Annotated in this window: 8 protein-coding genes; 6 read left to right on the top strand and 2 right to left on the bottom strand. The window is 70.3% G+C overall.

The window, feature by feature from the left end; genetic code table 11:
- Window positions 1–606 precede the first annotated feature (606 nt).
- From HNR00_RS19275 to HNR00_RS19255, 5 genes are all read left to right on the top strand, one after another.
- Complete coding sequence (locus HNR00_RS19275; protein WP_056243214.1) at window positions 607–1,083, top strand: (2Fe-2S)-binding protein; 477 nt, start codon at window positions 607–609, stop codon at window positions 1,081–1,083.
- Entirely contained in the window at window positions 1,080–3,449 is a 2,370-nt protein-coding gene (locus HNR00_RS19270; RefSeq protein ID WP_183572047.1) for a xanthine dehydrogenase family protein molybdopterin-binding subunit, read from the top strand. Before HNR00_RS19275 ends, HNR00_RS19270 begins: the two co-directional genes overlap by 4 nt.
- Window positions 3,450–3,819: 370 nt before the next feature.
- Window positions 3,820–5,490 carry a methyl-accepting chemotaxis protein gene (locus HNR00_RS19265; RefSeq protein WP_183572045.1) on the top strand — a complete coding sequence of 557 codons (1,671 nt, stop codon included), beginning with the start codon at window positions 3,820–3,822 and terminating at the stop codon, window positions 5,488–5,490.
- 83 nt (window positions 5,491–5,573) lie between these two features.
- Window positions 5,574–5,957, top strand: coding sequence for a hypothetical protein (locus HNR00_RS19260; protein WP_183572043.1), 384 nt, complete (start codon window positions 5,574–5,576; stop codon window positions 5,955–5,957).
- Window positions 5,958–6,093: 136 nt separating this feature from the next.
- A complete protein-coding gene (locus HNR00_RS19255; protein ID WP_183572040.1) occupies window positions 6,094–7,239 on the top strand; it encodes a sensor histidine kinase in 1,146 nt (381 codons plus the stop codon).
- 4 nt (window positions 7,240–7,243) lie between these two features.
- On the opposite strand, the gene HNR00_RS19250 is transcribed toward HNR00_RS19255, so the two are convergent.
- Window positions 7,244–7,534: a hypothetical protein gene (locus tag HNR00_RS19250; protein WP_183572038.1), complete on the bottom strand. Its 291-nt coding sequence runs from the start codon at window positions 7,532–7,534 to the stop codon at window positions 7,244–7,246.
- Between the two features lie 249 nt (window positions 7,535–7,783).
- Here HNR00_RS19250 and HNR00_RS19245 point away from each other — a divergent pair, with 249 nt between their 5' ends.
- Window positions 7,784–9,571, top strand: coding sequence for a pyrroloquinoline quinone-dependent dehydrogenase (locus HNR00_RS19245; RefSeq protein ID WP_312886082.1), 1,788 nt, complete (start codon window positions 7,784–7,786; stop codon window positions 9,569–9,571).
- A 38-nt stretch (window positions 9,572–9,609) separates the two neighbouring features.
- Here HNR00_RS19245 and HNR00_RS19240 read toward each other — a convergent pair whose 3' ends face one another.
- Window positions 9,610–10,596 (bottom strand): DUF6925 family protein, encoded by a 987-nt coding sequence (locus HNR00_RS19240; RefSeq protein WP_183572036.1) that lies wholly within the window; start codon window positions 10,594–10,596, stop codon window positions 9,610–9,612.
- Between the last annotated feature and the right edge of the window lie 404 nt (window positions 10,597–11,000).

Below are 11,000 nucleotides of genomic sequence, written 5' to 3'. Positions count from 1 at the left end.
TGCTCCATGGACGGCCTCCTCGCTTGAGATCTGCAACGACCTCAATCTGGCACACACGATGCCGTCGGGGGCCGTCCACCCCATCACGACTGGCCGCGACGCCTCGTAGGGCCGCGCATCACGGGTGGATTCCGGGTTCCGCTTCGCGGCCCCGGAATGACGGTCGTGGATTCTTCAGAGAAGTCCCAAGGCATTGAGCCGCTACCTTAGCGTTTTCAATCCCCACCCCTCCATGTGCGCGAACGCACAGACCACCCTTCCGAACCCTCCCCGAACCCATCCCGTGGCTCGATCTACGGCGGAGCGACGGCTTCGGCCGATTGTCAGGGCGGCCAGTTCTGACTAATTCCAGATAATGCATGCAGGCGGGGCCGTTGACCGGTTCCGGACCGGGCGCGTCCCGGCATGGCCTGCTAGTCAAGAGCCGGGCGGACGCCTCTGCGAGGTCCGCGCCAAACCGGCCGCCACGGCATCGGACCGCCCGCCTCGATCGGCGCCCGGACCGGTTCGGCCACGGCACCCCATGGGGACGGACAGTCACGATCGGCCACTCGGCGGGCATGCGTCCGCCTGGGCGGCTCCATCCTGAAACGGCAGATGGCAGCGATGATAAAACTGACGGTCAACGGAGCCGAACGCAGCTTCGACGGCGATCCCGAGATGCCGTTGCTGTGGTACCTGCGCGACGAACTCGGCCTCACCGGCACGAAGTTCGGCTGCGGCATCGCCCAGTGCGGCGCCTGCACGGTCCATATCGGCGGCACCGCCGCGCGGGCCTGCATCACCCCGGTCTCCGGCGCCGAAGGCCAGGAGATCGTCACCATCGAGGGGCTCTCGCCCGACGGCAACCACCCGGTGCAGTCGGCGTGGCGCGACCTCAACGTCGCCCAGTGCGGCTACTGCCAGACCGGCCAGATCATGCAGGCGGCGGCCCTCCTCAAGGATACGCCCAAGCCGACCGATCAGCAGATCGACGAGACCATGAGCGGCAACATCTGCCGCTGCGGCACCTATCCGCGCATCCGCGCCGCGATCCATCAGGCCGCCGGCAACGCGCCCGCCAACAAGGGAGAGCGCCTGTGATTCAAGATTTCTTTTCAAAAACATCGGCCAAGCTGACGGACGAACGCGCCGCGTCGAAGGACGCCGCGGGCCCCGTGATCATCGACAATTTTAGCCGCCGCGGCGTGCTGGGCGGAATGGGCGCCCTGGTGCTTGCCCTGTCTCTCTCGGATAAGGCCAAGGCGGACGAGGGCCAGACCGAAGAGCAGAAGGCCAAGAAATTCGGCGCCGACGGCATGCCGAACGGCTGGCGCGACGATCCCAAGATCTTCGTGGCCATCGCCAAGGACGGCACGGTGACGGTGACCAACCACCGCTCCGAGATGGGCACCGGCGTGCGCACTTCGATCGCCTTCACGGTCGCCGACGAGTTGGAGGCCGACTGGTCGAAGGTGAAGGTGGTCCAGGCCTGGGGCGACGAGCAGCGCTTCGGCAACCAGGACACCGACGGCTCGCGCTCGCTCCGCCACTTCTTCCAGCACTTCCGCCATGTCGGTGCGGCCGCCAAGCTGATGCTGATCCAGGCAGCCGCCAAGCAGTGGGGCGTGCCGGTTGGTGAGGTGACGGCCGAGAACCACGTCATCACTCACGCCAAGTCGGGCCGCAAACTCGGCTACGGCGACGTCGCCGAGGCGGCAGCCAGCCTGCCGGTGCCGGCCCGCGAGAGCGTGTCGCTCAAGAAGCCGGAGGCCTTCCGCTACATCGGCAAGGGCAAGGTCGGCCTCATCGACAACCACGACATCACGACGGGCAAGGCGATCTACGCCCTCGACGTGAAGCTCGACGGGATGCTGTATGCCGTCGTGGCGCGCCCGGCGGTCTACGGCGGCAAGGTGAAGTCGTTCGACGACACCGAGGCCAAGAAGGTGCCGGGCGTCGTCAAGATCGTGAAGATCGAGGGGGGCGAGATTCCCTCCGAGTTCATGCCGCTCGGCGGCATCGCGGTCATTGCGAAAAACACCTGGGCGGCGATGAAGGGACGCGAGGCCCTCAAGATCACCTGGGACGACGGCCCGAACGCAGGCTACGACACCGACGCCTTCCGTAAGGAGCTGGAGGCCGCCGCGCGCAAGCCCGGCAAGGTGGTCCGCACCTCCGGCGACGTCGATGCCGCGATGAAGACGGCCAAGACCAAGATCGAGGCCGAGTACTTCGTCCCCCACCTCGTCCAGGCGCCGATGGAGAACCCGGCAGCGGTCGCCCGCGTCAAGGACGGTGCCTGTGAGGCCTGGGCCTGCACGCAAGGACCACAGGCCGCCCACGATCGGCTGATGAAGCGCCTCAACCTGCCCGCCGACAAGGTGCGGGTGAACGTGACGCTGCTCGGCGGTGGCTTCGGCCGCAAGTCGAAGCCCGACTACGTGGTCGAGGCGGCGCTCTGCTCGCAGGCCGTCGACGGCGCGCCGGTCAAGCTCGTCTGGACCCGCGAGGACGATATCCAGCACAGCTACTATCACACCATCTCGGTGGAGCGGATCGAGGCCGGGCTCGACGACAAGGGCATGCCGGTGGCGTGGCTGCACCGCTCGGTGGCGCCGACGATCGGCTCGATCTTCGCGCCCGATCCGAAGCACGAGCTGCCGTTCGAGCTCGGCATGGGGCTAGTCAACAACCCGTTCGACCTGAAGAACATCCGGCTGGAGAACCCGGAGGCCGCCGCCCATACCCGGATCGGCTGGTTCCGCTCGGTCTCGAACATCCCGCACGCCTTCGCGATCCAGTCCTTCGTGGCCGAACTCGCCCACGCGGCGGGCCGCGACCCCAAGGACTATTTGCTGGATCTCATCGGCCCGGCCCGAAAAATCGATCCGACCGAGATCGGCGACGTGTGGAACTACGGCGAGGATCCGAAGCGCTATCCGGTCGATACCGGCCGCCTGCGCAACGTGATCGAGACGGTGGCCAAGGGCGCCGGCTGGGGCCGCAAGCTGGAGAAGGGCCGGGGCCTCGGCATCGCCGGCCACTACAGCTTCGTCACCTACACCGCGGTCGCGGCCGAGGTGGAGGTCGATGCCAAGGGGCAGGTGAAGGTCCACGCCGTCGACATCGCCGTCGATTGCGGGCCGCAGGTGAACCCGGAGCGCATCCGCTCGCAGATGGAGGGCGCGGTCATCATGGGGATGGGCCTCGCGCTCACCTCCAAGATCACCTTCAAGAACGGGCGCACCGAGCAGACGAACTACGACACCTACGAGATCACCCGCATCGACGCCGCCCCGAAGGTGGTGCGCGTGCATCTCGTCCCGACCGGCACCTTCGACGGTCCGCTCGGCGGCGTCGGCGAGCCGGGCGTGCCCCCGGTCGCGCCGGCCATCGCCAACGCGGTCTTCGCCGCGACGGGCCGGCGGGTGCGCGAGCTGCCGCTGCGGGATCAGCTCAGCAGCTGATCCGCTCGCATCGATCCCGACCCCACAGTCGGGATCGACCGCGCCGGACGTTCGGGTGGCGCGACAGGCGCTCCCGGAGTGGTCCGCCGAGTCTCGCAGGAGGCTCGGCGGACCGCTCCGGGAGCGCTTTTTTCATGTCCTCTCCCGCCTAGCGTGCGCGTCGCCGTGGCCGGAGAGTCACGGCCCTGTCTCGCGAATACAGAGCCGAACCGCGACGATGACAAAGCCGGTGGGGTCGTCACTGCATTAACGCGCTCTCAACCGTGTGAACATATCGCTGAGGCGAGTGTCCGCCTTCATCTTGGTGCTGTGCGTCCATCGAAACCGTGATTTCGCGTGGCTCTCGACGCGAGAACGAGGATACGCCCTGATGCTGCCCGTCACGATCAAGAGCCGCCTGATCGTCATGCTGTCGTTCATGGGCCTGCTGCTCCTGATCTCCACAGGCGTCGGCGGCGCCGCCCTCGTGTGGAGCAACGCCAGCCTGAAGACGACCTACGACGACCGGCTCGTGCCGCTGAGCCAATTCCTGACGATGCGCGACCTCTGCGACAAGATCCTCGAGACGTCCCGCGGCGCGGTCGAGGGCCAGAGCGCCCCGAAAGCGGCGGCGCAGACGATCGAGCGCGCCCTCGCCGACCTGCGCCGGACCTGGGGCGACTTCCTCGCGACGACGCTGACCGAGGAGGAGCGGAAGCTCGCCGACGTGATGGGCGGCCATCTCGCGCGCAACGGCAAGATCGTCGGCGACCTCGCCGGGCATCTGTCCGCCGGCCGCCTCGACGCCCACGCCGAGGCGCACGAGACCCTGACGATGCGGATGCCGCAGATCACCGAGGCCATGTCGAAGCTCACCGCCCTCCAACTCGACGAGGCGCGCGCGGAATATGCCCGCTCGCAGGTCAAGGCCGACCGGCTGGGCGTGGCGCTGCTCGTCTGCCTGCTGCTCGCCTGCGGCGGCCTCGGCCTCGGCGTCGTGACCGTGATGGGCGGCGTGGTGCGGCCGCTCGACCGGATCACCGCGACGATGGGCCGGCTCGCGGGCGGCGACCTCGCGGCGACGATCGACGGTGCGGGCCGCCGCGACGAGATCGGCGCCATGGCCCGTGCCGTTGGGGTGTTCAAGGAGGTGATGGTCGCCGAGCGCGACGCCGCGGAGGCCGAGCTTCGCGCGACCGAGGCCAAGTCGCGCCGGGCGCAGACCCTCGACCGGGCGACGCGAGACTTCGAGGACGAGGTCTCGGGCCTGACCCGGGCGCTGTCCTCGGCCGCCGCCGAGATGGAGGCGACCGCCCGCGGCATGTCGGATTCGGCCGCCGTCACCACCGAGCAGTCGGCGAGCGTCGCCAGCGCGGCGGAGCAGATGTCGTCCAACGTCCAGACGGTGGCCTCCGCCAGCGAGGAGATGTCCTCCTCGATCATGGAGATCGCCGCGCAGGTCGCCCATTCCTCGGGCATCTCCGACCGGGCCGCCGCGGACGCCGCGCGCACCGACACGATCATCCGCAGCCTGTCGGAGGGTACGGAGCGCATCGGCGCCGTGGTCGGCATGATCTCGGCCATCGCCGGACAGACCAACCTGCTCGCGCTCAACGCCACCATCGAGGCGGCCCGCGCCGGCGAGGCGGGCCGCGGCTTCGCCGTGGTGGCCGGCGAGGTGAAGGAATTGGCCAACCAGACGAGCCGCGCCACCCAGACGATCTCGGAGCAGATCGGCGCGATCCAGGCGCAGACCCATCAGGCGGTGGCCGCCATCCGGGCGATCAGCCAGACCATCGTCGAGCTGCGCGCCATCGCGACCGGCGTGGCGGCGGCGATGGAGGAGCAGGGCGCGGCCACGCAGGAGATCGTCCGCAACGTCAGCCAGGCGGCGCAGGCGACGCAATCGGTCGCCGGCAACGTCGCCGCCGTGCGCGACATCGCCGGGCAGACCGGGGCGGCCTCGGCGCAGGTCCTCGTCTCGGCCTCCGAACTCTCGCGGCGCTCCGACCATCTCGGTGCCGCGGTCGCGGACTTCCTAGCGACGATCAAGGCGGCCTGACGCAAGGCCGAGTCAGTGCTCGCAACCCGGAGGCCCCCTCGCGGCTTTCCCCGTCGTCTTCAGCGATTAAGGAAGCCGATTCCATGATGCAGGCCGCCCGCGCCGCCCGCCTCCTCCCGTTCCTCCTGCTCGCCGCCGGCCCGGCGCTCGCCTCGCCGTGCTCGGACAAGATCGCGTCCCTCGACGGGCGGGTGAAGGCCCAGGCCACCGAGGCGATCTCGGCCTCGACCGGCAGCAAGACAGTGGCGGCCCATCGCGAGGGCGAGGGCCAGACCGGCACCGGCGGCCAGACCGACCGGCGCGAGGCGCCCCCCGAGAAGTCGGCCGAGGCCGGAAAGGGGGGTGATCAGGCCCAGCAGGCCAAGGTCGCCCTGGAGGAAGCCCGCACCGCCGACGGCAAGGGCGACCAGAAGGGCTGCGAGGCCGCGACCGCGCGGGCGGAGAAGCTCCTCGAAACCAAGCCGTGACGAGACCGGGTTGAAACGGGGTTGACGGGGGGCGAAATCGCGTAAGGTCGCGCGCCCTCCGTCCCAATGCGGACATGCTTGCCTGCAAGGGCGCTCCCGAGAGGCATCCCGATCCGCAGACGCTGAGCCGACCATCATGACGCCGACCGCGCAGGGAGCGCTCGAACTCCGCCTTCGCCAGCAAGTCATCCTGTCCGAATTCGGTGTGGAGGCCCTGCGGGCGACCGCGTTGATGCCGCTGTTGCAACGGGCGACCGAACTCTGCGCCGAAGGCATGGGTGCGCAGTTCTGCAAGGCGCTCGAGTATCAGCCGTCGCACGACATGCTGCTCGTCTGCGCGGGCGTCGGCTGGGAACCGGACTCCGTCGGCAAGGCGGTGGTGGGGGCCGACCTCGACTCGCCCGCGGGCTACGCGCTAAAGACCGGCCAGCCGGTGATCTCGAACCATCTCGAGAACGAGACCCGCTTCCGCACGCCCGCCCTGATGGCCGACCACGGCATCCGCCGGGCGGTGAACGTCCTGATCACCAACCGCGACGGCCATTACGGCGTGCTGGAGGTGGACGACACCCGCGAGGGCGTGTTCGGCGAGGCCGACATCGCCTTCATGCAGGGCTTCGCCAACCTGCTCGGCAGCGCCATCGAGCGGCTGCGCTCGGAGGCGCAGCTCAAGGTCGCCCTGGAGCGGCAGGACCTGCTGACCCGAGAGATGAGCCACCGTGTCAAGAATAGCCTCGCCGTCGTGGCGGGTCTGCTGGCGCTCCAAGTCCGCGGCACCGAGAATGCGGATGTGAAGAACGCTTTGTCCGACGCCCGCGCCCGGGTCGAAGCGGTGGCGCAGGTCCACGATCAGCTCTGGCGCCAGCCCGACATCACCCGCATCGATCTGGCGGGCTTCCTCGGCGCCTTGTGCGAAAAGCTGTCCGAGAGCGCCGGGACGCACGCGCTCCGCTGCCGCGCCGCGGCCGTGACCATGCCGGCGGATCTCGCGATCCCGCTCGGGCTGTTCGTGAACGAACTCGTCACCAATGCGATCAAGTACGCCTACCCGGACGGGCAGGGCGAGATCCGCATCGAGGCCTGTCCGCGTGAGGACGGCGGACTGACCGTCGCCGTGGCCGACGACGGCGTCGGCTTGCCGGAGGGCTTCGATCCCTTGAAGTCGCGCACGAGCCTCGGCATGCGCGTCATCAACAACCTCGCCCGCCAGCTCGACGGCACCCTCGTACTGGTGCCGGGGCGGGGCGCCCGCTTCGAATTGCGGATGGCGCCCCGCGCCTGATCGATCAGTTGCCGCCGCCGGAGCTGCTGCCGCCGCCCGCGCTACCCTGCGGAACCGCGCGCGAGGGCTGACCGGCATTGCCGCCCGCGGCCGAGTCGGTCTGCACCGTATCGGCGCCGGTGGAGCCGCGGGGAACCGTGACGTTGCGGTCGCCGCCGGTGTTGTTCTGGCCGCTGGTGACCGGCGCGCCGGGGGCCGCTTGCGGCGGGGCCGCCGGGGCCGTGGTCTGGGCCAGCGCCGGGGTGAATCCGGCCGCCGCGAGGGCGAGGGTGCCGGCGAGAATCGAGACGCGCATCGTGTTTCCTTCCGTCGTGTCCGGCGGTCGAGGTCGTACGACCCGCCGCCCGGTGTCGGTAGGGCAACCTCCCTCGGCCGCGATGTATCCATGATGCGACGCTCGAGTGCCCCGGCGCGGGGGACGGCGCATCACCGGGTGCAGGCGCACGTCGACGTCCGCTCGCCCGACCCACGAGAGGTCGGCCCGTCCCTTGATCGATGGAAGGGCACCGCCATAACGGATGGAAAATCTGGGAGGGATGACGGCGTGACGGATCGAGCAGGCGGGCATGCGGCGCGTCTCGGAGCGGCGGCGCTCCTTTCCCTCTACGGAAGCTTCGGCGCTGCGGCCGGGGAGGCGGCGCAGGACTGGCCCGCCTTCGGACGCGACGCCTCGAACGTCCACCACTCGCCCCTCAAGGCCATCGACCGGGGCAACGTCACGCGTCTGCGTCCGGCCTGGATCTTCCAGACCGGCGTCACCGGCTACTTCCAGGCCGAGCCCGTGATCGTCGAGGGCGTGATGTACGTCTCGACCACCGGCAACCACGTCGCCGCGCTCGATGCCAAGTCGGGCCGGGTGCTGTGGACCTACACCCACAAGGCGCGCACGGAAAAGATCTTCGGGCCGCCCTCGAACCGGGGCGTGGCCGTCGCGAACGGCCTCGTGTTCGAGGCGACCATGGACGGGCGGGTGATTGCGCTGGACGCGAAGTCCGGCCGCCTCGTCTGGGACCGCGAGGCGGTGCGCCCGGAGGAGGGCGAGACCGAGACGGCCTCGGCGCTCGCCGCCAGCCTCGGCGACAAGCCGGTCCAGGGATCGAGCCGGCTCGGCTTCAAGATGCCGCCGCTGGTGGCGGAAGGCCTCGTCATCGTCGGCGTGACGGGGGCGGGCTACGGGCTTCATGTCGAGGACGAGAAGGGCGGGCTCGACGGCGGCTCGGTGGTCGGCATCGAGGGCGGCTACGGCCGCCGCGGGTGGCTCGCCGCCTACGACGCCGGGACCGGCGAGGAGCGCTGGCGCTGGTACGTCACCAAGGAGGACGGCTGGGAGGGCGTCTTCGCCGAGACGACGCCGGACGGCTTGCCCCTCAACCGCGACATCGCCGCCGAGAAGGCGGCGGCGCCCGAGCACCGCGAGGCCTGGAAGGTCGGCGGCGGCTCGCTGTGGATGACGCCGGCCTACGATCCGGAGGCGGGCCTGATCTTCCTCGGGACCGGCAACCCGGCGCCGCAAAATTTCGGGCTGACCCGGCCGGGCGACAACCTCTACACCATGAGCCTCGTGGCGCTCGACGTGCGCACCGGCCAACTGCGCTGGCACTTCCAGCAGGTGCCGCACGAGCAATGGGGCTACGACGTCGCGAGCCCGCCCTTCCTGCTCGACGCGAAGACTCCGGATGGGCCGGTGAAGGCGGTGGCCCAGGCGAGCAAGACCGGCTTCATCTACCTGCACGACCGCGCGACCGGGCGGCTCCTCTCCCGCTCCGAGCCGGTGATCACCCAAAAGAACCTGTTCGCCCCGCCGAGCCCGGAGGGCACCGTGGTGAGCCCCGGCCCGCTCGGCGCGATCTCCTGGCATCCGGTGGCCTACGACGCCGTCTCGAACCGCGCCTTCGCCCAGGTGCGCCACGGGGCCGCGACCTACACGGTCAAGACCGTGCCGGCCTCCGGCAACCGTCCGGAGATCCGCTACACCGAGACCAGCGAGGCCAAGGGCGAGCCCGCCTTCTCGACGCTGACGGCGGTGGACCTCGGCACCGGCAAGGCGGCGTGGTCGAAGAAGGCCGGCAGCCGGCTCTCCGGCGGCACGCTCTCGACCGCGGGCGGCCTCGTCTTCTCCGGCGAGGAGGACGGGCATCTCGACGCGCACGACGCCGCGACCGGCGAGATCCTGTGGCGCTTCCAGTGCGGCGCCGGCATCGGCGGCCCGCCGGTCACCTACGCCATCGACGGACGCCAATACGTGGCGGTCGCCGCGGGCGGCGCCTCCTTCACCAAGGCGTCCGGCTTCGGCATCGGGGATGCGCTGGTGGTGTTCGCGCTGCCGGAGTGAGGGAACGTCGCTGCATCGGCCCGTCCCATCCATCCCCTTCAGGACGAGGGATGTGATGGGAGACGACGCTCAAGCGCGTGCATCTCCTCCTCTTCGTCCGCGCTCTCGCCCCGAAGATGCTGCGCCTGCGACGCGGTCGCCCGCCGGGCCGATCGCGCATGCTTGGGCGAGATCGGGCCACCCAGCCTGGGCTCGCCGCCGTGCTTGATCGCGAGCCAGTCGGGATCGGCCCAGCGTTCTAGCAGCGCCCGGAACGACGCGAGCCGGCCCGGCTCGAACGGGATGCGCCTCCCCATCCCGTCCTTGTAGGGATGCGGCGGGTGGATCGCCGCGCAGAGCACGAGGCCCGCCGGGATCGGCGTCGTCGCGGCATGCGTGCGCCTGCCCTTGAGGAGCTTGGGCAGCACATGGGTGTGCGGCCCGTCGGGACTGGTGCCGCCGGGGCCGGGAATGTCCGAAAACACCTCGATCCGGCCGAAGCGGGCGCGGAACACCCGGTGCGGGCTCATCGCCGCGAGTCGCGCGCCGATCGGGTTGGCGGGATCGAACAGCGGCCGGCCGACGCCCGCCCGCAGGCAGGCGAGGGCTACCGGGTCGCGCGTGCGCATGCAGGCGTCGACGGCCAGCATCCCGAGGCCGAGATCGAACAGGATCGCGTCGCGATCCTCCGGCCGGGCCGCCTCGCCGTCCGGGCCGAGCTCGGTCACGACCGTGCGCCGGCCCATGGCGCAGGCCCCTTCCGGCAGGCACAGGGCGACGGCGTGGTTCCAGCCCGAGCTGAAACCGGTCTCGTAGGCGAGCGGGCGCAGGTCCGGCAGGACGTCGAGGGCGATGGCGCCGCGGGCGGTGGCGAGGCCGAGGCGCCGGTCGGACAGGGCGATCACCGGCTCGTCGGCGTCGCGCAGGAACTCGGCGATGGCACCGAAGCTGCCGAGGCTCCAGGCGGTGCCGGGATCGGCCAGAGCCTCCCGCAGCAGCGCCGTGACCGCCTCCAATCCGGGTTCGCCCAGTCCGGCTGCGGTCATGCTTCACTCCTCCGCCACGGGACGGACCGGCCTCGGCGTTGCCGGCGAGGACTATCAGGGCCGGCGAAGGGCCGATACCCGCCGGCCCGCAGCGCACTGCCGGAGTGATCGATTGCTCGGCGATCTGCCTGGAACGCGGGCAGACATGCCGCGTTGGCTGCACGATCCGACATCCTAACGCTTCATGAAGCGGACGATCCGGACCTTCCTCCAAAGCTTGAACGACAGGGAGCAGACATGCGCGACCATAGCCAGACGATCGGCCGCCTCTCCCCGTCCGCGCCGAAGCGGACCGGCCGGACGTCCACCTCCGCACAACGGCTCGGAGGCCTCGTAAGGGCGCCCGCGGGCGCGGCGAAGGCGCCGGGCACCCCTTCGGAGACCGGCCGCGTCGTTGCACCGAC

It is taken from the genome of Methylorubrum rhodinum (assembly GCF_014199935.1).
Lineage (GTDB): Bacteria > Pseudomonadota > Alphaproteobacteria > Rhizobiales > Beijerinckiaceae > Methylobacterium > Methylobacterium rhodinum.
This window is presented reverse-complemented; position numbering and strand designations above follow the sequence as displayed.

Coding starts and splice junctions, on each gene's coding strand:
- HNR00_RS19275 (WP_056243214.1), top strand. CDS start 607: ATGATAAAACTGACGGTCAACGGAGCCGAACGCAGCTTCGACGGCGAT.
- HNR00_RS19265 (WP_183572045.1), top strand. CDS start 3,820: ATGCTGCCCGTCACGATCAAGAGCCGCCTGATCGTCATGCTGTCGTTC.
- HNR00_RS19260 (WP_183572043.1), top strand. CDS start 5,574: ATGATGCAGGCCGCCCGCGCCGCCCGCCTCCTCCCGTTCCTCCTGCTC.
- HNR00_RS19255 (WP_183572040.1), top strand. CDS start 6,094: ATGACGCCGACCGCGCAGGGAGCGCTCGAACTCCGCCTTCGCCAGCAA.
- HNR00_RS19250 (WP_183572038.1), bottom strand. CDS start 7,534: ATGCGCGTCTCGATTCTCGCCGGCACCCTCGCCCTCGCGGCGGCCGGA.
- HNR00_RS19240 (WP_183572036.1), bottom strand. CDS start 10,596: ATGACCGCAGCCGGACTGGGCGAACCCGGATTGGAGGCGGTCACGGCG.